Raw genomic sequence first — 21,817 nt, 5'->3', positions numbered from 1 at the left:
TAGTCGATTATTTTTTGTCATACATAGTTCTTATTAATGCTTCTGCGTTACGTATTAAATTTAGGGCATATTCCTATATAAGAAATATGCCCTAAATGGTTTTATGAAGCTACATAGAAAGGTGCAGTTGAACGTGGTAATGCTTCACGTCCACGAATTTGGTCTGCAATTTTCTCAGCTATCATAATGGTGGTTGCATTTAAGTTACCGGTAATAATGAGCGGCATGATTGAGGCATCAACCACACGCAAACCATTCATACCGTGTACGCGGCCTTGACCATCTACAACAGCCATTTCGTCTTCGCCCATCTTACAGCTACAAGACGGGTGGTAAGCTGTTTCTGCATGGTTACGAACAAAGTCATCAAGCTCTGCATCTGTCTGCAAATGTTTGCCCGGACTAATTTCATCACCACGATATGGATCAAGCGCAGGTTGCTGCATGATTTCACGCGTAATACGGATTGCATCACGGAACTCACGCCAGTCTTGTTCAGTCGACATGTAGTTAAACAAGATACTTGGGTGCGCAAATGGGTCTTTCGATTTAAGTTTGATACGACCGCGTGAAGGCGAACGCATTGAACCCACGTGTGCTTGGAAGCCATGTTCTTTTACAGCATTACTACCGTTGTAGTTAATAGCTACGGGTAAGAAATGGTATTGAATGTTTGGCCACTTAAACTCATCCGAACTACGGATAAATCCACCCGCTTCAAACTGGTTACTTGCGCCAATACCTGTACCATTAAATAACCACTCGGCACCAATGGCAGGTTGGTTATACCATTTTAAAGCAGGGTATAAAGAAATGGGTTGCTTACATTTATACTGTAAGTACATTTCCAAGTGATCTTGCAAGTTTTCACCCACGCCCGGCAAATCATGAACCACATCAATGTCCATTGATTTTAAGAAGGTACTTTGACCTACGCCTGAGCGCTGTAAAATTTGCGGTGACGCAATTGCGCCTGCACAAAGTAATACTTCGCGTTTAACCAAGGCGCGTTGCAAGTTGTTTTGGTCGGCACCAATAATATATTCAACACCAATCGCTTGCTTTTGATTAAACAAGATTTTGTTGGTCGTTGCATGAGTTAAAATAGTCAGGTTTGGGCGACCTTTCGCCATATCCAAATAACCACGTGCGGTACTTGAACGACGGCCGTTAGGCGTAACCGTACGGTCCATTGGACCAAAACCTTCTTGCTGATAACCATTTAAGTCATCAGTACGTGGGTAACCTGCCTGTACACCTGCTTCAACCATGGCATGGAACAGCACGTTGTTGCCATTTTTTGGTGTAGCCACTGATACAGGACCGCTATCACCATGGTAGTCATTGCCACCAATGTCACGAGTTTCGGCTTTTTTGTAGTAAGGTAAACAATCGGCATAAGTCCAGTTTTCAAGGCCTTTATGGGTCGCCCATTGTTCTAAATCCATTGCGTTACCGCGGATATAGCACATACCATTAATTAAAGATGAGCCACCTAAGCCTTTACCACGACCACATTCCATACGACGGTTATTCATATGTGGCTCTGGATCAGTTAAATAAGCCCAGTTATAGCGACGACCTTGAAGAGGGTAGGCCAAAGCTGCCGGCATTTGTGTACGGAAATCCAAGCGATAATCTGGTCCACCTGCTTCTAGCAGTAAAACGGTGGTATCTTTGTCTTCAGTAAGACGCGCAGCGAGTACATTTCCGGCAGATCCTGCGCCAATAATAATGTAATCATATTCTTTAATATTCATAACTATCCTTTTTTTACTAACAGTTTGCCTGAGCAATCTATAAAGACTGCTCGGCATATGTGATTTAGGTTGAAGTGTTTAGAGCGATTGAGGCATTAAAAAATGCTTTGATAATCGCCAAGTTCAACTTGAATAGATTTGATACGGGTATAGTGCCCAAGCGTGGTTAAGCCATTTTCGCGGCCTACACCAGATTGCTTGTAGCCACCGACTGGCATTTCGGCAGGTGATTCACCCCAAGTGTTAATCCAGCAAATACCAGCTTCAATTTGGTGAATAATGCGATGAGCGCGGCTAATATCTTGAGTGACTACGCCAGCAGCTAAACCAAAGGTCGTGTCGTTGGCACGTTGAATCACTTCTTCTTCGGTTTCATAGCTTAAGATGCTCATAACCGGTCCAAAAATTTCTTCTTGAACAATCGCCATCTGGTCAGTGCAGTCGCTAAATACCGTTGGTAGTACATAAGCGCCTTTGGCAAGTTCGCCTTCGGTCGCACGACCACCACCAATTAATACTTTAGCGCCTTGTTGTTTGCCCGACTCAATGAAAGACAACACTTTTTCCATATGAGGGAAGCTAGTGAGCGGGCCGAAGTTTGTGTCTTCAGCCATTGGATCACCAATGCGAATGCGTTTTACACGCTCTACAACCGCTTTTTCAAAGTCGGCTAAACGTGATTTTGGAACAAATACACGTGTACCGTTGGTACATACTTGACCTGAGCTAAAGAAGTTCGCCATAACCGCAATGTCTGCGGCACGGTTAAGGTCAGCATCTTCACAAATAATGAGTGGTGACTTACCACCAAGCTCCATAGTCACTTCTTTAAGGGTAGAGCCAGCAGCGCTTGCCATCACTTTTTTGCCAGTTTCTACGCCACCCGTGAATGAGATTTTTTCAATCACAGGATGTTCAGTGAGCCATTGACCAATTTCACGACCAGCACCTTGTACCACGTTGAATACGCCGTCTGGTAAGCCAGCTTCTGTATAGATTTCTGCAAGTTTTAATGCAGTAAGTGGAGTTGTTTCGCTTGGCTTGAAAATCATGGCATTGCCGGCAGCAAGAGCAGGGGCAGATTTCCATAAAGCGATTTGGATTGGATAGTTCCACGCACCAATACCTGCAACCACGCCTAAAGGTTCACGGCGTGTATAAAAGAAACTTGATTCGCGAAGTGGGACTTGTTCACCCTGAATAGCTGTTGCAAGTCCGGCGTAGTATTCGAGTACATCTGCACCAGTCACAATATCGACGGTAGATGTTTCGCTATAGGCTTTACCGGTGTCGAGTGTTTCAAGACGGGCAAGCTCATCATTACGTTCACGGAGAATATCGACAGCACGGCGTAAAATACGTGAACGCTCCATAGCGGTCATGGCTGCCCAGATTTTTTGTCCTTGTTGAGCACTTTTTACAGCAGCTTCAATATCTTGTTCAGATGCCTGTTGAAGAGTCGCGATTGTTTCGCCGTTGGCAGGGTTAATACTATTAAATGTTTTACCACTGGTTGCTTCAACGTAGCGTCCATGGATATACAGTTGATAAACTTGTACATCACTCATTTTGTCTCTCCTGCAAAGGCTTGTTCGCAAATTGCAATTGCGTTTTTACATAATCGTAAGCAATGGAACGGGCCAGTTCGCTGTCAAATTCGTTGTGACGGCTTAAACTGCCACGTAGCCATAATCCATCAATCAATGCTGCCAGACCTCTTGCGGCAACACTGGCCTGTTGTTCATCCATTAACTTGAGAAAATAAAACTTCAAGTTGGAATACAGGCGTTGATCATTAATCTTTTGCAAACGGCTCAGGTCCGGTACATGCATACTTGCAGACCAAAAGTCTAACCAGACCCGCATTGCTTTTTCATTTACCTGACTAATGTCAAAGTTAGAGTCAATAATTGCCTTAATCTGGCTTTCCGGATGCGAATCTGCTTCTGCTCTGTACTGTTCGGTTTTCCGACGCAACACATTGAGCATTTCTTGCATACAGGTATTTATTAACCCTTGTTTGTCGCCAAAATAATGGCTGACAATACCGGTCGACAACTCGGCTTTTTTTGCAATTTGTGCAATGGTGGTATTGGATAACCCCACTTCATAAATTACGTCGAGTGCAGCGTTCATAATCTCTTCACGGCGCACATGCTCTGGTTTTACTCTGCGTTTTGTCATGATTTTCCACATCAGCACTTTTAGGGGTGCTTTAAATTCAGCATGTTAACTTGCAGAGCATCATAGCACTTTTTTATCATACTTGTTATTGATTGAACGTTCAATCAATAACAAGTATGATGTGTAAAAATCAATGAATTTTTGAATCTGACTTCGGGGAAGAAGAGGTAGAATCAGAAGTTCTTACGGATAGGATGATGCGCATAAGTCCGGTACTTATCACGTTATTTTGGAAAAAATACACCGATTGCAAGGAGCAATAAGATGGTGTTGAAAAGTGATGGATATTCTTCAGACCATATTCGGTTAAATCGTTTTGTATTTTGGAGTTCGGCAGTCAGTATCGGCATTTTTGGCCTATTATTTGTACTGTTTCCAGAAAAAAGTCAGTTTTGGCTGACCTATGTGCAAGAGCAGGTAAACCACTTTTTCGGGTGGTATTACATGTTGGTGATTGTGCTGTGTTTAGGCTTTGTGGCTTGGCTCGCCTTCTCAAAAGTGGGACAGATTCCTTTAGGAAAAGACCACGACAAACCTGAGTTTGGCTATTTGGCTTGGACCTCAATGCTGTTTTCGGCAGGTATTGGTATCGCGCTACTTTATTATGGTGTTGCTGAACCTGTTGACCATTTTCTAAGACCACCAGAAGGTGAGGCAGGTACTGTTCAGGCCGCCCGTAATGCTATGACCTATAGCTTTTTGCACTGGGGAATTCATGGCTGGGTACTTTATGCCTTGCTAGGTGTGACATTAGGTTATTTTGCCTTTAGACAAGATTTACCACTCGCACTACGCTCGGCGCTCTATCCAATTTTTGGAGAGCGAGTACATGGTCTAGTTGGCGATTTTGTTGATGGCTTTGGTATTTTAGCAACTGTCATTTCATTAGTGACCAACTTAGGTATTGGTGCTTTGGTGTTGGTTTCAGGTATTTGTTATTTAATTCCTGAAATACCGCATAGCTCTGCAACTTTAATCACTGCAGTTTTAATCATGATGTTTGTGGCGACAGTCACTACAGTGATCGGGATTGAAAAAGGCTTGGCATGGTTATCGCGTATTAATTTACGTTTACTCTATGCTTTGCTTTTATTTGTATTTTTAACCGGACCGACTAACCATTTGTTAAATGGTCTTGTACAAAATACGGGCGATTACCTTAATAATTTTATGGGTAAAAGTTTTGATATGTATTTATACAATCAAAAAGCCAGTGGCTGGTTGGGTTCATGGACTGTGTTTTATTGGGCATGGTGGATTGCTTGGGCACCTTTTGTAGGAATGTTTATTGCCCGAATTTCCAAAGGTCGAACCATTCGTGAAGTGGTTTTAGGTGTATGCCTCATTCCATTAGGTTTTACCTTGGCTTGGATCTCGATTTTTGGAAATACTGCAATTCATTTTATTCTTAACCAGAAACAGAAAGTTTTAGGTGATATGGTTTTAAGTGACCCTGCGTTGTCATTATTCAAATTACTCGAATATCTCCCGTTTAATCCGTATATTGCCGGGATTGTTGTTGTAATTTGTTTCGTTTTATTTTTGACACCGGTTGGGTCTGGTACACTAATGATCGCCAATTTGTCCTCGAAAGGGGGCACCAGTGATAGTGATTCACCGATCTGGTTACGCATCTTTTGGTCTGTGGTCATTACCATTGTAAGTATCGGCTTATTATTAGCAGGTAGTTTTAACTCCATGCAAAGTGCAGTGGTGTTATGTGGCTTACCATTTTCTGTGATTATTTTGCTTTATATGTTTGGCCTAGCCAAAGCCCTAAAGCAAGATGATTTTGACCCGAATGTTGCGAAAAAGCAGTTAGCTATTTCAAAAGACATTTCTATTCCATCGAATTGTGACCAGAACAAAGTGACCGAGGTTTTATAACCTTGGTTCATCACATTTATTTATATTTTTTGCGTTCAAAGCAGTCTTTTCATTATTGTTAAATAGTGAAAAGACTAAATTGAATATTTTATTTTTCTTCTATTCCTTGAGGATTGTATGGCAACAGATAATCCAAGAGCAGTTGATGATTTAACATTATCTAAATCTAAAAAAGACCCGCTTAACCGTGTGGTTTTTTATATTTCAGCTCTAATCATTTTAATCTTTTCTCTCGTTACTTTTTTATTTAACGATTTCGCAAATCGAACCATTAACACCGTTCTTGCGTGGGTAACGTCAACCTTTGGCTGGTATTATTTACTGGCTGCTACGCTGTATATGGTGTTTGTAATTTTCATTGCCTGCTCACGGTATGGTGAGATTAAACTTGGCCCTAAACACTCAAAGCCTGAGTTTAGTTTACTGAGTTGGTCTGCCATGCTGTTTTCGGCAGGTATTGGTATCGATTTAATGTTCTTCTCGGTGGCCGAGCCATTATCTCATTATATGCAGCCACCTGTTGGCGTAGGCCAGACCTATGAAGCGGCACGCCAAAGTATGGTGTGGACGCTGTTTCACTATGGTTTGACCGGATGGTGTATGTATGCCTTGATTGGTATGGCACTCGGTTATTTCAGTTATCGCTATAACTTACCGCTTACCATTCGTTCTGCACTTTACCCAATTTTCGGGAACAGAATTAATGGGGCAATTGGCCATAGTGTAGATACTGCTGCCGTCATTGGGACAATTTTTGGTATTGCGACCACCTGTGGGATTGGCGTGGTACAGCTGAATTATGGTTTACATGTTTTATTAGGACTGCCAGAGAATATCTGGATGCAGTTTGCACTGATTGCCATTGCGGTCGGTATTAGTATTATTTCAGTGACATCCGGGGTGAATAAAGGCCTTCGGATTTTGTCTGAAATCAACATTTATGTATCGATTGGTCTTTTACTGTTTATTTTGTTCTTGGGCAATACCGAGTTTTTACTCAATGCGCTGGTACAAAATATTGGTGATTATTTAACTCGCTTCCCAACCTTAGCCTTACAAAGTTTTGCTTTTGAGCAACCTAAAGATTGGATGAGCAGTTGGACTTTGTTCTTCTGGGCATGGTGGATTGCTTGGTCGCCATTTGTAGGGTTGTTTTTGGCTCGTATTTCTAGAGGCCGTACTATTCGCGAGTTCGTGTGCGGGACTTTAATTATTCCTCTGCTATTTACCTTAACGTGGTTATCCATTTTTGGTAATAGCGCATTGCACAGCGTTATTTTTGAAGGCAACCAAACTTTAGCTGCAACGGTATTATCTAATCCGGCACATGGTTTTTATGACCTGTTAGCGCAGTACCCGGGCTTTACCTTCATTGCTTCAGTCGCAACAGTGACTGGCCTTTTATTCTATGTAACTTCTGCCGATTCGGGGGCACTTGTTTTAGGTAACTTCACGACCAAGCTTACCCATATTGATAATGATGCGCCGCGTTGGTTAAGCGTGTTTTGGGCAATTGCGATTGGGTTATTAACGCTTGCTATGCTGATGACCAACGGGATTACCGCTTTGCAAAATGCGACCATTATTATGGGACTGCCGTTTAGTTTCGTGATGTTCTTAGTGATGGCGGGGCTTTATAAGTCACTTAGACTTGAAGACTACAGGCATGCAAGCCGAAGTATGAACGCAGCACCTGTGGTGGGTAACGTCGACATTCTCAATTGGAAACAGCGTTTGACTCGGGTTATGCATCATCCGGGAACCTCCGAAACCAGACGTATGCTCGATACAGTTTGCAAACCTGCTGTTCAGGCCGTAGCTGACGAACTCATTAAACAAGGTATGAACGTAGATGTGCAGCAAACCCCACTTGAAGATGAAGAGGCGCTATATCACCTCGATATCACCATTCATTTGGAAGAAGAGCAAAACTTCGTGTATCAGATTTGGCCAGTCCGTTATAGCGCGCCTAACTTTAGTCAGCGTGTAAAACGAGGCAAACAGTTCTATTACCGTCTCGAAACCTATCTTTATGAAGGTTCTCAAGACAACGACCTTGTGGGTTACAGTAAAGAACAGGTTATTAATGACATTTTAGATAAGTATGAAAGACATATGACGTTCTTGCATATTAATCGTATTAGCCCTGGGAATCGTCCATTATTCCCAGATCCACAAGCTTAAGGGGAATATGCATGGTTTCACCATATCTGCATTCTTTTGCTTTATTTTTCTCTTTGCTCAATCCTTTTTTAATGAGCATTTATATGATTGGCCTCATCCGCCATTCAGAAACCAAGGTATTTAACAAAGCCTTAATTCAGGGGAGCTTGATTGCTTATATCGTCTTTATGTTATTTGCATGGGGCGGTGAAGCAATCTTTAGTAAATACCTGAATGTACGCTTTGAGGCTTTCCAGATTTTTGGTGGTCTTATCTTTTTGGTGATTGGCTATCGCTACGTGTTTCAGGGAGCCGACACCATTGGTGAAATGCGCGGTGCTCCTGAGCATTTAGCTGGAACCATCGCGATGCCTTTTATGATTGGGCCGGGTACCATTAGTGCGGCTGTGGTGACAGGTATTGAAATGTCGATTGGTGCTGCGGCACTTGTGATCGGATTTACCATGTTTTTAACATGCAGTATTTTGATTTTGATGAAATTTTCACATGATCATTTACGCTACAAACATGCAAAATACATCGATCGCTATTTTGATATAGTCGGGCGTTTATCTGCTTTATTAATCGGTACGATTGCTGTTGATATGATTATTAATGGTATTACCGGACTGATCCATAAAGTATAGTCAGGCTCATATAAAACGATGCTATGTCATTTAAAATGGAACAAAATGGCATAGCATCTTTTGATTATTTTTGACCGCTCAATAACTTTTTATTTAAGAAAAACTAAAAAATTATTAAAAATAATAGTTTAAAAAATATTCGTTCAAAAAAAGAATTAACAATATTAAAAAATACGATGCTATGTAGTGGATTTAAGCATGTTTTTTTTGTGAATTATCAACCATAATGTTTTCTGAGCTTGTTTGAGACAGAGTTGAGTCATGCCTACATTAGATGAAATGACAACCGTAACTGATGATCAGTCAGAATTAACCATGTCAGTTTTAATGACGCCGGACATGGCAAATTTTTCAGGTAATGTTCATGGTGGAACAATTCTAAAGCTGCTAGACCAAGTGGCCTATGCTTGTGCAAGTCGTTATTCAGGCAGCTACGTCGTAACGTTGTCTGTAGATAAAGTAAATTTTAAAGAACCGATTTATGTGGGCGAACTCGTTACATTTTTAGCGAGTGTCAACCATGTGGGCCGTACTTCAATGGAAGTGGGTATTCGTGTAGAAGCACAGAATATTCAAAAGCGTACCGTGCGCCACACCAATAGCTGTTATTTCACGATGGTTTCGGTTGATGAGAATGGTAAACCTCGTGAAGTGCCTCAATTAAAACTCGATACAGAGTGGAAACGCTGTCGATTTGAAGCGGCAGAACACCGCAAGGTATTACGCCTACAAGAAAATCATAATCCTTCTTGTAGCATGTATAAGAAAACTTCTTAAAAAGAAAAACGACTAAAATAAAAAAGATCGAACCGCAGCATGGTTCGATCTTTTTTTATTCACTGAAATTCAACTTCCTGTTTCGTTTCAGCAAAATTATCTCTGAGCTTGGAGGAGAGTACAGAGATAATTATTGAGCAGCAGGAGCAGCTTCAGAAGCAGAACCTACCGCTTCAGATGCAGCATTTGCAGTGTTTGCTTGTTCTTGAGTTGAAACTACAACTTTATCTTCTGCTGGAGCATGAACTTTATCATGTTTAGAAGCAGCAAAAGTTGAAGCAGCAGTTAAAGCTAGGGTAGTAGCGAGTAAAGTTTTAGCTAATTTCATTTTATGGCATCCTTAAATTCATTAAAAAATAAATCAAACCTAATCGTTCAACCTAACGGAGATAAAACATGTATGGCTGAATGACTAAGCTAGGACACATGCTAAGCCGAGCTTTGGATTACATCAATTAACTTAACAATCTATTACGCCTATCTTAACAATATGAAATATACGGGCCGTTTATGTGCGTCTACTGTAAAATTAAAGCGCTAGTTGAACGCTAAAAATGTGAAAGAATATTTCTTGTTGAGTAAAAAAAAGCCAAATTGTTTACGTAAACAAAACACTCTGGCATGAATTATGAATGCCTATAAATAGAATATTCCGTTTAATTCTTTTTTATCTAAAGTTAATTTAAATAATTGATGAGATTTATGTCACATAAAGGTTGTTTTAGCCGGATAATTGAAAACTATAGCTTCAAAATGAAAAAACATTTTCATAGTAGTTAAACAGTGATATACCTTTTTTAGTTTTTAAACCTTGTTGATTTGAGCCACCTGTGAAAATTTTTGCCCAAAAAACTGTTCCTACCCATATTATTTCAGGGTTTTTAGGGGCAGGGAAAACGACGTTATTGCAGCATTTGTTAAGTCAAAAACCCAAAAATGAAGTGTGGGCGGTCTTAATGAATGAGTTTGGGCAAATTGGAGTTGATCAACAGCTCTTACCACAAGATCAGGGCTATGCAGTAAAGGAATTATTGGGCGGCTGTTTATGCTGTAGTAGTCAACTCCCAATGCATATTGCTTTGGCTCGCTTGTTAAGTGAACAAAAGCCAGACCGACTTTTTATTGAACCTACTGGGCTTGGGCACCCTTCGCAATTATTTGATCAGTTAACCGAACCGCATTGGCAAAACAGCTTGGCTATGCGTGCATTGGTTACAGTTGTCGATGGTAGCCGTTTGCATGACACCAATTGGGTTAAACAAAATCTGTATGAAGATCAGTTAAAGGCTGCACAAATTGTAGTGGTCTCTCATGCTGACACCATGACTTTTGAAGATGAACAGGCACTGGTTGAGCTTAAAGAAGAATACCAGCCTTATCAGCAGCAATGGCTAAAGACCGAGCATGGTCTACTTGAACTAGCACAAATTGATGTGCCTGCTCGTTTAACTGCACGCTCTATACAACCTTTACTGAAGCTTCAAAAACAAATGACCGAAGCTGAAGTTGGTAAAGAAATTCATCAATTGCCATATCACTATGTTGAGTCGGCACAAGGTTATATTGTGGCGGGTTGGAAATTACCTAAACGTTGGAAATTTGAATTTTATGCTCTGCTCGATGTGTTATGTGCACAGAAAGACTGGCTACGTATTAAAGGAATTTTTAATACAGATCAGGGATGGAAGACCTTTAACTTTAATCCTGAACAGTTTAACTATAAGTCTGGTGAAGAAGGGATTGATAATCGTATTGAAATGATTAGTCAACATGACCACGACTGGCTGGCCTTTGAATCTGAATTATTAGACTGCAGAATTGCTGAATAGAGAATATTGAAAAGATACTTCAATATTCTCCATAAGAAATTCAATTTTTTATATCAAGTACTTGTTTTGCTTGTGCATGGTCGATGTCTTTTTCCCAATGGGCAATGACTACGGTCGCAACACAGTTACCAATGAGGTTGGTACAGGCACGGATAATTCCGATAAACCAGTCTACAGACAGTAAAAGTACTAAACCAATTGCAGGTAAGCTTGGAATGACTGAAAGTGTTGCAGCAAGAATCACTAAGGCAGATCCCGGAATACCGTGTGCGCCTTTAGAGGTAATGAGTGAAACCAGCAAAATAGCCAACAAGTCATGCATAGAAAGATCGATATTGCAGGCCTGTGCAATAAAGATCACCCCTAGAGTTAAGTAAATTGAAAAGCCATCTAAATTAAAAGAATAACCGGTTGGGATGACCAGACCGACTGTTGAATCTTTAATACCTAGGTTTTTAAGCTTTTTCATGACTTGAGGAAGTACCGAGTCAGAAGAAGCAGTACCTAAAACAATCGCGAGCTCATCCTTAAAATAACCCACAAACTTGAAAATGTTCAGGCCGGTAAGCTTTAGAATTGAACCTAAAACAATCACAACAAATAAAATGCAGGTTGCATAAAAGAGTAAAACCAGATAACCGAGTTGCAGGAGTGAATCTGATCCAAATTTTGCAGTGGTATAGGCAACTGAACCGAATACACCAATTGGAGCTAGGCGAATAATCAGTCCCATAATTTTAAAGAAAACTTCAGAAAAAGCTTCAAGTGCCTGACGTACCAGTTCTGCTAAATGTTTAGGAATTAAAAGGAGAGAAACACCAAACAAAATCGCAATGAGTAAAATCTGTAAAATATCGCCGTTGGCAAAAGCAGCCGTAAATGTTTTAGGAATAATATTAAGCAGAAAGTCCGAACCCGTATGCATGTCGTGAGCACGGTCGGTATAGGTACTTAAATCTTTAGCGTCTAAATGGCTAATATCAATATTCATGCCGACGCCCGGTTTAAAGACATAAGCAACAATAATTCCCAAAATTAAAGCAATACTGGTGACTACTTCAAAATAAAGAATGGTTTTTGCACCGACTTTGCCCATTTTTTTAATATCGTTTGCACCATAGATTCCCAGTACTACTACACAGAATACAATTGGAGCAATCAACATTTTAATGAGAGAAATAAAACCATCACCAAGAGGTTTTAAAGCTAGGGAGAAATCATGAAAAGCAAGACCCACTGCAATACCAAGGAAGAGAGCGCAAAGGACTTGTAGAAATAAACTACGTTTAAGTTTTTGCCACATAAGTCATCAAATCAAAAGAGAGGAATACACCCCTTTAAAGCAAAAAGCCCGCCAACTTTGTAAGTACTCGGCTGTTTTGGAATAAGATGCAAATGAAGCATGAAAGAAGTTTTGTATTACTGAGTTTTTTCTATAATTTTTTAATTAAAATCGAGTATTCTTAGCGCCAAATTTTTGGACATCTCAACTATGGCGCTTAAAGCAACAATTTATAAGGCAGACTTGAATATTGCCAATATGGATGACCATATTTATGGCGATTATCAATTGACTCTTGCCTTGCATCCTTCAGAAACTTTAGAACGATTAATGGTTCGTGTTATGGCATTTGCACGCTTTGCCAGCGATAGTCTTGAATTCACCAAAGACCTTTTTGAAACCGATGAGCCGGCACTTTGGCAAAAAGACTTAACAGGGCAGTTAGAAACCTGGATTGAAGTTGGTTTACCATCTGAAGATAAAGTCAGAAAAGCGAGTGCCCGTTGTAAAACTGTGGCAATTGTTGCCTATGGTTCCCAAGTCGAAGACTGGTGGAAGAGAAACAGTAAAATTAAAACACTGGGTAATGTTCAGGTATGGCAAATCGCGCCTGAAAGTACAGCAGAGTTAGAACAACTTTGTGAACGTACGATGCAGCTACAGTTAAATGTTATGGATAACGAATGGACTTTGTTAAGTGACAAGGGCCAAGCAAATGTGGTGTGGACACAATTACAGTAAAACTGAAAAGCGCAACAAATTTTACAACTTCACTTGCTAGACTAAAGATTGAGTCTGAGCTGTGAAATTAAATGAAACGGAAATGTTATGATCACTGAATTAGAAATTATCGATTTAAAAGTAGGCGAAGGTAAAGAAGCTGTTAAAGGTGCCTTGATTACCACTCACTATACAGGGTGGTTAGAAGATGGTACTAAATTTGACTCTTCTATTGATCGCGGAAATTATTTCGAATGTGTCATTGGTACAGGCCGTGTGATTAAAGGTTGGGACCAAGGCATCATGGGAATGAAAGTTGGTGGTAAACGTAAACTTATTGTTCCTGCGCATTTGGCTTATGGCGAACGCAAAATGGGTAAAATTATTCCGGCAAACTCAAACTTGATTTTTAAAATTGAATTGTTTGATGTAAAAACTCGTGATGAATGAAATCAAAATTTTACCGTTTGATTTTTTTATATAAGCTTTAAATATGAATATATTCGTTATTTATATTTTAGCTTTTTGAATATTTAAGATTATTTTCAGTTTATTTCATTATAAAGGTGAACTGAAAAACTGTTCTTTTGGGGCAGTTTGAGCTTAAGAACTAAATAAATAAGAGTTTTAGTTCTTAAGTTTAAATTTCACATAAATAATCTATATTGCTATTGAGACGCTATTTCATGATTACCCGTTTTGCATCTCCTTTGTTGAATCTAACGCTTGGCTTAGCTTTAGCAGGCTTGTCAGGTATGGCACTAGCTAAGCCTCCTAAAATAGATGCTTCAGAACTTACTGTTATTGGCTATCATGAAATTACCGATACTAAAAATGCCTTAATTCCTCAATATGCAGTGACCACAAAACAATTTGGTGAGCATATCGATTGGCTGCAAAAAAATGGTTTCCATTTTATTACTGTAGATCAGTTGATTCGTGCTCATCAGGGCAAAGCTGCACTGCCGACCAAACCAGTTTTATTAACCGTAGATGATGGTTATCAGTCTTTTTATCAAAATGCCTATCCAGTTATTAAGGCTAAAAAAATCCCGGTAGTGCTTGCTGTTGTCGGTTCATGGCTAGAGCCAAAAGCAAATCAAAAAGTAGATTTTTCTGGCGAAGAAATTTCACGTGATAAAATCTTAAGCTGGCCTGAACTTAAAGAAATGCAAGACAGCGGTTTTGTTGAAATTGCAAGCCACAGCTATCATTTACACCGTGGTATTACTGGTAACCCTCAAGGCAACTCTGAACCTGCGGCGACAACTCGTTTTTATGATGTAAAAACTAAAACGTATGAAAATGACAGCCAATATCAGGCCCGAATTTATAATGATTTAAAAAAGAATAATCAGTTGCTTAAAGAACATGGTATACGTTCACCACGTATTATGGTGTGGCCATATGGTCGCTATAATATGCAAACTGTTCAAATTGCTAAAAAGCTTGGTATGCCAATTACTATCACACTTGATGATGGGGCAGATCATGCAAAACAGTCTCTACAAAATATGAGTCGTATTTTGGTAGAGGGTGGAATGAGCACGAATGATTTAGCTCAAGAAATTAAAAATCGTGAGTTAAATTTAACGGATAATAATCGACCGCAAAAAATCATGCATGTGGATCTCGACTATATTTATGATCCAGATCCGCAACAGCAAGAGCGTAATTTAGGTAATTTACTCGACCGTATTAATGCAATGGGTGTAAATACAGTTTATTTGCAGGCTTTCTCTGATGCAGATGCGAATGGTTCTGCCGATATGGTATACTTCCCAAATCGACATATTCCTATGCGTGCTGATTTATTCAACCGTGTTGCATGGCAAATTCAAACACGTACTCCTGTAAGCCGTATTTATGCGTGGATGCCATTATTGGCATGGGAACTACCAAAAACTGATCCAGTATCAAAAGACTTGGTTGTGACCCAACAGGATAAGACGAGTGGACACCTCAATATGGGATACATTCGTTTAAGTCCTTTTTCACCAGAAGCGCGTCAAACTATCCGTGAAATATATGAAGATTTAGCAAAATCATCGTCTTTTAATGGAATTTTATTCCATGACGATGTGACCTTGTCTGATTATGAAGATGCAAGTCCAGATGCTTTAAAAGCTTATGCAAAACAAGGCTTACCAACAGACTTGGCAAAAATTCGTGCGAATGACGAAGATTTGCAAAAGTGGACTGCATTTAAAACAAGATATTTAGATGATTTTGCAATGCAGCTTGTTGATGAGGTTCGTCAATATGAACCGTTCCTGTTAACAGCACGTAATTTATATGCGCAAGTGGCTTTAAAACCATATGCGGAAAATTGGTACTCTCAGTCACTTGAAGAGTCATTAAACCGTTATGATTTTACTGCTATTATGGCGATGCCTTATATGGAGCAAGTGAAAAATCCAGATCAATTCTATAAAGATATGGTTGATCGCGTGAAAAAATATCCAAATGGCATTAAGAAAACAGTTTTTGAGCTACAGGCAACAAACTGGCGTAATAACGAAAAGGTACCTTCAACTGAAATGGCTGCGACGATTCATTCTCTCTATGAACAAGGTGCAATGCATGTTGCATACTATCCAGATGACCCAATTAAAGATCATCCGGACGTGAACGTAATGCATAAAGCATTTGCTGAAAAGTCATCTCGTCTTGTGCCATAGACGAGGCTGAAACATGACAATCTTTGCTGCAATATGGTCGCACGCCCTAAAATTCGTTTTTTATTATCCATTGTTTATGTCATATCTATGGATGATTGGTGCGATCATTTTCTATTGGAAGGAACGTAAGGCTCCACCTTATGATCAACCCGCTCCATTAGAAAACTATCCGAAAGTTGCTGTACTCATCCCTTGCTTTAACGAAGGTGATAATGCAGAGGAAACCATTAGCCATGCTTTAAAACTGGATTATCCAAATTTTGAAGTCATTGCGATTAATGATGGCAGTTCGGATAATACGGGTGAAGTGCTCGATCGTTTAGCTGAACAATACGAAAAACTTCGTGTTGTTCACCTTGCACAAAACCAAGGAAAAGCGATGGGACTACAGGCGGGTAGCCTGATGACCGATGCCGAATTTTTAATTGGTATCGATGGTGATGCTTTGCTTGACCCACATGCAGCAAAATGGATGATTCGTCATTTTCTTCAGAACCCAACGGTTGCAGCTGTAACTGGAAACCCACGTATACGTACGCGTTCAACTTTGTTAGGCCGTATTCAAGTCGGTGAGTTTTCTTCGATTGTGGGAATGATTAAACGTGCACAGCGTACATTTGGTCGTTTATTTACAGTGTCTGGTGTAATTACAGCTTTCCGTAAAAGTGCTGTTCATCAAGTCGATTATTGGTCACCAAATATGTTGACTGAAGACATCGACATTACTTGGAAGTTGCAGCGTGCAGGCTGGGACATTCGTTTTGAACCGAATGCCTTGGTTTGGATTTTGATGCCTGAAACTTTAAATGGTTTATGGAAACAGCGTTTACGTTGGGCAATGGGTGGAGCACAGGTTTTAATTAAAAACATTGATGTGTTCACCAAACCAAAATTGAATTTTTTATGGCCTCTAATGTTTGAGCTTTGCTTAACTTTAGTATGGTCATATTTAATGCTGGCAATGGCTTTATTGTGGTTGGTACATTTTATTTTACCAATCCCTGCTTTAGCCGTTGTGAGTTCCCCATTTTTACCGTATGGTAGCGGTATTTTATTGGGGGCAACCTGTCTAATTCAGTTTGCTTTAAGCAAATGGATGGATAGTCGCTATGAACCGCATCTAGGAAAAAATTATTTCTGGATGATCTGGTATCCATTGGTCTTTTGGCTAATCACCATTTCGGCAACCATTGTGGCATTTCCAAAGGTCTTACGACGTGGAGATGAGAAACGAGCACGTTGGGTGAGCCCGGATCGGGGCATTCGTTAGATGAAATGCAAGAGTCATGAGATTTTAAAGATCGTGCTGTATTGATGTCTGGGGAAAAACCGCAGCACTTCGTTAGGTAAAGAGAAATGAAGACAAATTCGTTGATTATTGATTTACGTCGTCAACTACCATGGCACAAACGCTATGTTTCTACAACAAGCACAGCCATGATGTGGGGCGGTTGGTTGTTGTTGTGGCGTCCGTTTGTATTTATTTGGGTATTGGCAGAGCTCCAAAAAACTCATTTAGTACATCGTGTGTTTAGTGCTTTTGGTGTAGGAATTGAACATGGCATTACTGCTCTGATTGCTTGTGCAATTGGCTTGCTGCTCTGGAGTCATGTGTTGCCTGAACGCCGTGTTGGGGGTAGTGCACTTAACATGAAACAGACAGATGATTATGCACGTTACTTTGATTTGCCAGAACAAGAAATTGAACAGGGCCGTAGCCAAAAAATTACGGTCGTTCACCATGATGAATTTGGTAAAATCATTAGAGTTGAATAAATCTAATAAATAAAAGAAAGCCCACATCATGTGGGCTTTCTTTTTTTGCATATTTACTCTTAGTGAGTCATAAATTTTAGACCCCGAAGCGTAGTGTTTGAATCGGTTTTATTTGCCTCTAAACACTGGTGGTCTTTTTTGTAGCATAGCAAAAACACCCTCTTGAACATCTTCTGTAGTTAGTAAAGGTTGTAGATGATTTTGCAATTGATGAAAAGCAACCTCGTAACCTTCATTAATAGCTTCACGTGCAGAGGCAAGAGTGGCTTTTACGGCAAGGGGCGCTGCTTGAGCAATATGTTCAGCGAGTTCTATGGCACGGTTAAGCTCCGTACCTTCTAGGCAAACTTCTGTAATCAGGTTCATATCCAAGGCTGCTTTGGCATCAAAAGAGTCACCTGTAAGCAAATAGCGCATGGCTTTGGCCCAACCCGCGGCTTGAGTGAAACGTGCAGTTGCTCCGCCAAAAGGTAAGATGCCACGTTGAACCTCCATTTGAGCAAACTGAGTATTTTCACTTGCAATCGCAATATCTGCATTGAGAAAGAGTTCTATGCCAGCGGTATAGCAATAACCCTGTACTGCCACAATCAAAGGTTTACTCAGCTTTCGACCTATTGTGCCCCACGGGTTAATTTCATTTTCACTAAAATCAAAAACACCTGTAGCAAGCTTAGGTTGTAACTCAACCAAATCTAAGCCAGCTGTAAAATGGTCACCGTGAGCAAAAACAATCGCACAGCGCAGGGCGTCATTATTTTCATATTCGGTGAGCGCTAGTGATAAGTCTTTAATCATGTGACTATCAAAGGCATTACGTTTTGCTGCGCGATCTAAGCCAATTAAAAAAATATGTCCGCGAGTTTCACGGCTGACTTTTCCTTCTTGATTTGACATATTTTCAAGCTCTTTTATTTGTCTCTCATTATCTTTTAAACAATCATTTAAAAACTAGCAAATAGAAATTGTTAGTGACTTGATCAGTATTTCTTTTGTCTATGTATTGAAGTAAATCAATTTCATACGAAAAGACAGATCCTAAGATAATGTCAATTTTCATGATTTATTTAAATTAGCAGTTTGCTTAGTCTTATATTTTTCTCATAATACGCTGTTAAATTGATCTCAATAAGCAGCTTCTCTTATGTCACCTCTAGAAATTTTCGCGGTCTTAATTAGCCTCATTGGTGTCGGGTTAACGGTAATCCGTAATATGTGGTGCTGGCTGTTTAATTTCTTCGCCTTTGTTTTATACGCTTATTTGTTTTACGAATTTAAGCTTTATGGTGAAACGATTTTGCAGTTCTTTTTTATGGCTGTAAATTTTTATGGTTTTTACTATTGGCTCAAAGGAAAGCAGCAAGATCATGACATTCGTATAGAACCAATAGCTCCTAAGGTGGCAATTTTTCAAATGATCATTGCCGCGGTAGGTGGCTTGCTCTTTGGTCTGATACTTAAAAACTTTACCGATGCAGCGGTGCCGATGCTCGACTCACAGCTTGCGGCATTTAGTTTGCTTGCCACTTACTGGACCAGCCGAAAGCATATTGCGACATGGATACTTTGGGTATTTGTCGACATTATTTATGTGGGAATGTTTATTTATAAAGATCTGTTTTTAACTTCTGCTTTATATGCAGCCTTTGTATTAATGGCAGCTTATGGTTGGTATCAATGGGAAAAGGTTAAAAGAAAGCAGGTTGATCATATAGATTTAAAAAAAACTATTTAATGTATGAGAAAATATTAAAACAATAATCCTGTTTGGAAATTATTTGATGACTCATACTTTAAAAAAACTTTTATTTTGTTTATTTCTTTGTTCTGGTTATGCAAATGCTCAGATTAATGCTGTTCCTTTAAAGCAGCTTAGTAAATTACCGGATTCATGTCAGAAAGATGAAGCTGTTGAAAATAATAAATTAGCTATACAGACGGCACAGGTAAAAATACAAAGCTATTCTTGCTTTAAGCCTGATATAGCTGATGCGCTAGGCTATAACGTATTTGCTATCAATTTAGATAAAAATAAAACCTATTATTTTAAAGCGCAAACTCAGGATATATCCTCAATAGCAGGTCAGACTATACATAAAATTGATTCTGAAACCTTTGCAATAGACAATTATCAGGAGCGTGGTGGAAATTTTATTATTTTTTGGATAGCGGACTGGTCAAATATTTATACACAAGATATTTCTTACTATACGGATGATGAAACTTCCATAGATAGTTTTATTAAAGACAGACAGATTTATTTACAGAAGAAAAAATATTTGGATAATACCAAAACTAAAAAAGTTGGATCTCCTTTAATCATTATGAAAGACAAACAAAAAGGTTTGATCATAAATAAGAGTAAGGCACAAAACTTTTAAATCATTAATTTCTGGATTTTTATGAAAAATTTAACTCATATATTTTTATTTTGTATTGGCTTTTTAGTAGCAACTACCTCTTATGCGCAAGTAAATATTAAACCTTTATGGCATGGTAAAGTATTGAACAGTTTTGATATTCCTTTAAATAACCTGAAAAAGCCAAAGCAGGTTATTAAAGGTGAGGCTGATGAATGCAATGGCGGTTATTTTCCAGATCAATGGGTATATGAAGATGGAGTGATACTCTCTACGGGATCTTTAGATAAGGTATATGTAAGCCAGCAAAATGGTCTAAAGTATGGTTCTCGATTATTTAATCATTTAACTACCGAGAATGATTTTAAAAAGTTTTTTGGTAAACAAATAGTTATATCTGAAAATCATACTTACTCTATATTTCCTTGGGAAGGTAGTAATGATGGCTTGCACTTTCATTTCCGTAATGGAAAACTACATTACTATACGTACTCTATTGATGACTGTTAATGATTAACCTTTAAGAATAGCCATGATCCTGAATTTAGTCATATATAAACAGCAACAGTTTGATGCGATGGCCCAAAAAATTATGGCTGAGCCTGCAAAATATATAGATTTTAATTCAGTGTCAGATTTCTATAAGGTTGCTTGGCTCAAGGACTTTCCCCAAGGGACCCAAGTTTCTGCGACAGGTTTAGATGATGGGGCTGAAGAGTTTTATGCAGTAGTACAGTTTAAACAGCAATACTTAAAGTTTGATATTAAAGAAAATCATTCAACACTGAGTTTTCAGGATATGAATGGTGAAACTTTTAAGTGTAATTTTTAGTTGATGAAATCAAAGCACAAAAAAAGCGACTTAACGTCGCTTTTTTTAATAGATAAATTTTGAAATTTTATCTGCCGTTGCGATGACCAGAGCGGCAATATCTTCTTTAAAGGTCTTTTCATCATAGGTGGTAATTGGGCAACTTACCGAAAGGACAGCCACCATTTTTCCATTTGATTGTTTGAAAATAGGGGCAGCACAAGCAGCCATATCATGGTTATAATGACCCCAGCTCACCATCGACTTTTGAGTTTTTACATAATTCAATTTTTGCAATAACGCTTTTAAACTGGTTGGGGTCAGTTCTGAGTAACTATCCCAGTCATTGAAATTACGATAGCGTTGGCGTACTTCTGCCTCTGGTAAATCTGATAATAACATTTGACCAATAACTGTCGCATGGGCAGGCCAGCGAGTACCTAAACTAATATTGCTGGTAAACGTACCCATAGATTGAACGTTATTTACAAAAACAATGTGTGTACCTTCTAAAACGGTCAGGTGTACTGCAAGTTTGGTCTGGTCACGTAGTTCTTTCATTAAAGGAGTCGATAAATCAAGTAATGAAAGCTTTGATAAACTGTTAAAACCAAGCTCCATAACTTTTGAATCCAAAGCATACGTTTTTTGTGAAGCTTTTCTTAAGTAACCGCAAGCTTCAAGTGTATAGATAAGCCGAAATGCACTAGAACGATTCACTTCCAAAATTTCGGCAATTTCTGTAATCGTCATTTCTTGTGCTTGTTGATTAAATGCTTGCAAGATGGCTAAACCACGCACAAGCCCTGGTACTAAATACCGATCATCATTTTTTGTTGTTTCTGATTCTTGCAAATCTTCTTCAATCTCTAGGCTCATTCGTGTCGTTTTCCTATAAATAAAACAGGGTTCGAATTGGGGCATTATGCTTTATTTTAGA

The 21,817-nt window shown here is 39.2% G+C and carries 21 protein-coding genes; 14 read left to right on the top strand and 7 right to left on the bottom strand.

From position 1 onward, the window contains the following. Positions 1-101: 101 nt before the first annotated feature. The 3 genes from betA to betI form a co-directional block, all read right to left on the bottom strand. Positions 102-1,760 carry a choline dehydrogenase gene (gene betA, locus F984_RS13770; RefSeq protein WP_004710172.1) on the bottom strand — a complete coding sequence of 553 codons (1,659 nt, stop codon included), beginning with the start codon at positions 1,758-1,760 and terminating at the stop codon, positions 102-104. Positions 1,761-1,855: 95 nt separating this feature from the next. Beyond that, on the bottom strand, positions 1,856-3,328 hold the full coding sequence (betB, locus tag F984_RS13765) for a betaine-aldehyde dehydrogenase (protein WP_002054363.1): 1,473 nt from the start codon (positions 3,326-3,328) through the stop codon (positions 1,856-1,858). Then, positions 3,321-3,944 carry a transcriptional regulator BetI gene (gene betI / locus F984_RS13760; protein WP_000166965.1) on the bottom strand — a complete coding sequence of 208 codons (624 nt, stop codon included), beginning with the start codon at positions 3,942-3,944 and terminating at the stop codon, positions 3,321-3,323. The genes betB and betI overlap by 8 nt, the downstream gene beginning before the upstream one ends. A gap of 264 nt (positions 3,945-4,208) precedes the next feature. Here betI and F984_RS13755 point away from each other — a divergent pair, with 264 nt between their 5' ends. The 4 genes from F984_RS13755 to F984_RS13740 all read left to right on the top strand — a co-directional run bounded on the left by F984_RS13755 (position 4,209) and on the right by F984_RS13740 (position 9,418). Then, complete coding sequence (locus F984_RS13755) at positions 4,209-5,831, top strand: BCCT family transporter (protein ID WP_004710169.1); 1,623 nt, start codon at positions 4,209-4,211, stop codon at positions 5,829-5,831. Positions 5,832-5,948: 117 nt separating this feature from the next. Then, positions 5,949-8,015 (top strand): choline transporter, encoded by a 2,067-nt coding sequence (locus F984_RS13750; protein ID WP_002054451.1) that lies wholly within the window; start codon positions 5,949-5,951, stop codon positions 8,013-8,015. Positions 8,016-8,026: 11 nt separating this feature from the next. Beyond that, positions 8,027-8,641 carry a MarC family protein gene (locus tag F984_RS13745; RefSeq protein WP_002054351.1) on the top strand — a complete coding sequence of 205 codons (615 nt, stop codon included), beginning with the start codon at positions 8,027-8,029 and terminating at the stop codon, positions 8,639-8,641. A 261-nt stretch (positions 8,642-8,902) separates the two neighbouring features. Then, positions 8,903-9,418: an acyl-CoA thioesterase gene (locus F984_RS13740; RefSeq protein ID WP_002054353.1), complete on the top strand. Its 516-nt coding sequence runs from the start codon at positions 8,903-8,905 to the stop codon at positions 9,416-9,418. Between the two features lie 130 nt (positions 9,419-9,548). Here the strand turns inward: F984_RS13740 and F984_RS13735 are convergent, their stop codons facing one another. Further along, positions 9,549-9,746: a hypothetical protein gene (locus F984_RS13735; RefSeq protein WP_002054416.1), complete on the bottom strand. Its 198-nt coding sequence runs from the start codon at positions 9,744-9,746 to the stop codon at positions 9,549-9,551. Between the two features lie 502 nt (positions 9,747-10,248). Between F984_RS13735 and F984_RS13730 the strand changes: the two genes are divergently transcribed. Beyond that, positions 10,249-11,247: a CobW family GTP-binding protein gene (locus F984_RS13730; RefSeq protein WP_004710165.1), complete on the top strand. Its 999-nt coding sequence runs from the start codon at positions 10,249-10,251 to the stop codon at positions 11,245-11,247. 40 nt (positions 11,248-11,287) lie between these two features. On the opposite strand, the gene dctA is transcribed toward F984_RS13730, so the two are convergent. Continuing rightward, positions 11,288-12,550: a C4-dicarboxylate transporter DctA gene (gene dctA / locus F984_RS13725; RefSeq protein ID WP_002054365.1), complete on the bottom strand. Its 1,263-nt coding sequence runs from the start codon at positions 12,548-12,550 to the stop codon at positions 11,288-11,290. A gap of 189 nt (positions 12,551-12,739) precedes the next feature. Here dctA and F984_RS13720 point away from each other — a divergent pair, with 189 nt between their 5' ends. From F984_RS13720 to pgaD, 5 genes are all read left to right on the top strand, one after another. After that, on the top strand, positions 12,740-13,270 hold the full coding sequence (locus F984_RS13720) for a YaeQ family protein (protein WP_002054386.1): 531 nt from the start codon (positions 12,740-12,742) through the stop codon (positions 13,268-13,270). Between the two features lie 87 nt (positions 13,271-13,357). Next, positions 13,358-13,699: an FKBP-type peptidyl-prolyl cis-trans isomerase gene (locus F984_RS13715; protein ID WP_004710160.1), complete on the top strand. Its 342-nt coding sequence runs from the start codon at positions 13,358-13,360 to the stop codon at positions 13,697-13,699. 236 nt (positions 13,700-13,935) lie between these two features. Next, entirely contained in the window at positions 13,936-15,930 is a 1,995-nt protein-coding gene (gene pgaB, locus F984_RS13710) for a poly-beta-1,6-N-acetyl-D-glucosamine N-deacetylase PgaB (protein WP_004710158.1), read from the top strand. 13 nt (positions 15,931-15,943) lie between these two features. Beyond that, positions 15,944-17,200, top strand: a complete 1,257-nt coding sequence (gene pgaC / locus F984_RS13705; protein ID WP_004710157.1) for a poly-beta-1,6-N-acetyl-D-glucosamine synthase — start codon at positions 15,944-15,946, stop codon at positions 17,198-17,200. Between the two features lie 86 nt (positions 17,201-17,286). Next, a complete protein-coding gene (pgaD, locus tag F984_RS13700; RefSeq protein ID WP_004710155.1) occupies positions 17,287-17,706 on the top strand; it encodes a poly-beta-1,6-N-acetyl-D-glucosamine biosynthesis protein PgaD in 420 nt (139 codons plus the stop codon). Between the two features lie 108 nt (positions 17,707-17,814). Here the strand turns inward: pgaD and F984_RS13695 are convergent, their stop codons facing one another. Further along, entirely contained in the window at positions 17,815-18,603 is a 789-nt protein-coding gene (locus F984_RS13695) for a crotonase/enoyl-CoA hydratase family protein (protein ID WP_002054461.1), read from the bottom strand. Positions 18,604-18,850: 247 nt separating this feature from the next. Between F984_RS13695 and pnuC the strand changes: the two genes are divergently transcribed. Genes pnuC through F984_RS13675 form a run of 4 tightly spaced genes read left to right on the top strand, consistent with a single transcriptional unit; the run spans position 18,851 to position 20,898 of the window. Further along, on the top strand, positions 18,851-19,441 hold the full coding sequence (pnuC, locus tag F984_RS13690; protein WP_004703179.1) for a nicotinamide riboside transporter PnuC: 591 nt from the start codon (positions 18,851-18,853) through the stop codon (positions 19,439-19,441). Positions 19,442-19,487: 46 nt separating this feature from the next. Then, entirely contained in the window at positions 19,488-20,087 is a 600-nt protein-coding gene (locus F984_RS13685) for a hypothetical protein (RefSeq protein WP_004710153.1), read from the top strand. Between the two features lie 21 nt (positions 20,088-20,108). Next, positions 20,109-20,576, top strand: a complete 468-nt coding sequence (locus F984_RS13680; protein WP_004710151.1) for a hypothetical protein — start codon at positions 20,109-20,111, stop codon at positions 20,574-20,576. Positions 20,577-20,598: 22 nt separating this feature from the next. Then, positions 20,599-20,898 carry a hypothetical protein gene (locus F984_RS13675; RefSeq protein ID WP_004710149.1) on the top strand — a complete coding sequence of 100 codons (300 nt, stop codon included), beginning with the start codon at positions 20,599-20,601 and terminating at the stop codon, positions 20,896-20,898. Positions 20,899-20,943: 45 nt separating this feature from the next. Here the strand turns inward: F984_RS13675 and F984_RS13670 are convergent, their stop codons facing one another. Next, on the bottom strand, positions 20,944-21,756 hold the full coding sequence (locus F984_RS13670; RefSeq protein ID WP_004710147.1) for an IclR family transcriptional regulator: 813 nt from the start codon (positions 21,754-21,756) through the stop codon (positions 20,944-20,946). Positions 21,757-21,817 lie beyond the last annotated feature (61 nt).

This window comes from Acinetobacter nosocomialis NIPH 2119 (genome assembly GCF_000368085.1).
In the GTDB taxonomy this organism is placed as follows: domain Bacteria; phylum Pseudomonadota; class Gammaproteobacteria; order Pseudomonadales; family Moraxellaceae; genus Acinetobacter; species Acinetobacter nosocomialis.
The sequence above is the reverse complement of the archived record's forward strand: the minus strand, read 5'-3'. Positions and strand labels throughout refer to the sequence as shown.

Coding starts and splice junctions, on each gene's coding strand:
- betA (WP_004710172.1), bottom strand. CDS start 1,760: ATGAATATTAAAGAATATGATTACATTATTATTGGCGCAGGATCTGCC.
- betB (WP_002054363.1), bottom strand. CDS start 3,328: ATGAGTGATGTACAAGTTTATCAACTGTATATCCATGGACGCTACGTT.
- betI (WP_000166965.1), bottom strand. CDS start 3,944: ATGACAAAACGCAGAGTAAAACCAGAGCATGTGCGCCGTGAAGAGATT.
- F984_RS13755 (WP_004710169.1), top strand. CDS start 4,209: ATGGTGTTGAAAAGTGATGGATATTCTTCAGACCATATTCGGTTAAAT.
- F984_RS13750 (WP_002054451.1), top strand. CDS start 5,949: ATGGCAACAGATAATCCAAGAGCAGTTGATGATTTAACATTATCTAAA.
- F984_RS13745 (WP_002054351.1), top strand. CDS start 8,027: ATGGTTTCACCATATCTGCATTCTTTTGCTTTATTTTTCTCTTTGCTC.
- F984_RS13740 (WP_002054353.1), top strand. CDS start 8,903: ATGCCTACATTAGATGAAATGACAACCGTAACTGATGATCAGTCAGAA.
- F984_RS13735 (WP_002054416.1), bottom strand. CDS start 9,746: ATGAAATTAGCTAAAACTTTACTCGCTACTACCCTAGCTTTAACTGCT.
- dctA (WP_002054365.1), bottom strand. CDS start 12,550: ATGTGGCAAAAACTTAAACGTAGTTTATTTCTACAAGTCCTTTGCGCT.
- F984_RS13720 (WP_002054386.1), top strand. CDS start 12,740: ATGGCGCTTAAAGCAACAATTTATAAGGCAGACTTGAATATTGCCAAT.
- F984_RS13715 (WP_004710160.1), top strand. CDS start 13,358: ATGATCACTGAATTAGAAATTATCGATTTAAAAGTAGGCGAAGGTAAA.
- pgaB (WP_004710158.1), top strand. CDS start 13,936: ATGATTACCCGTTTTGCATCTCCTTTGTTGAATCTAACGCTTGGCTTA.
- pgaC (WP_004710157.1), top strand. CDS start 15,944: ATGACAATCTTTGCTGCAATATGGTCGCACGCCCTAAAATTCGTTTTT.
- pgaD (WP_004710155.1), top strand. CDS start 17,287: ATGAAGACAAATTCGTTGATTATTGATTTACGTCGTCAACTACCATGG.
- F984_RS13695 (WP_002054461.1), bottom strand. CDS start 18,603: ATGTCAAATCAAGAAGGAAAAGTCAGCCGTGAAACTCGCGGACATATT.
- pnuC (WP_004703179.1), top strand. CDS start 18,851: ATGTCACCTCTAGAAATTTTCGCGGTCTTAATTAGCCTCATTGGTGTC.
- F984_RS13685 (WP_004710153.1), top strand. CDS start 19,488: ATGACTCATACTTTAAAAAAACTTTTATTTTGTTTATTTCTTTGTTCT.
- F984_RS13680 (WP_004710151.1), top strand. CDS start 20,109: ATGAAAAATTTAACTCATATATTTTTATTTTGTATTGGCTTTTTAGTA.
- F984_RS13675 (WP_004710149.1), top strand. CDS start 20,599: ATGATCCTGAATTTAGTCATATATAAACAGCAACAGTTTGATGCGATG.
- F984_RS13670 (WP_004710147.1), bottom strand. CDS start 21,756: ATGAGCCTAGAGATTGAAGAAGATTTGCAAGAATCAGAAACAACAAAA.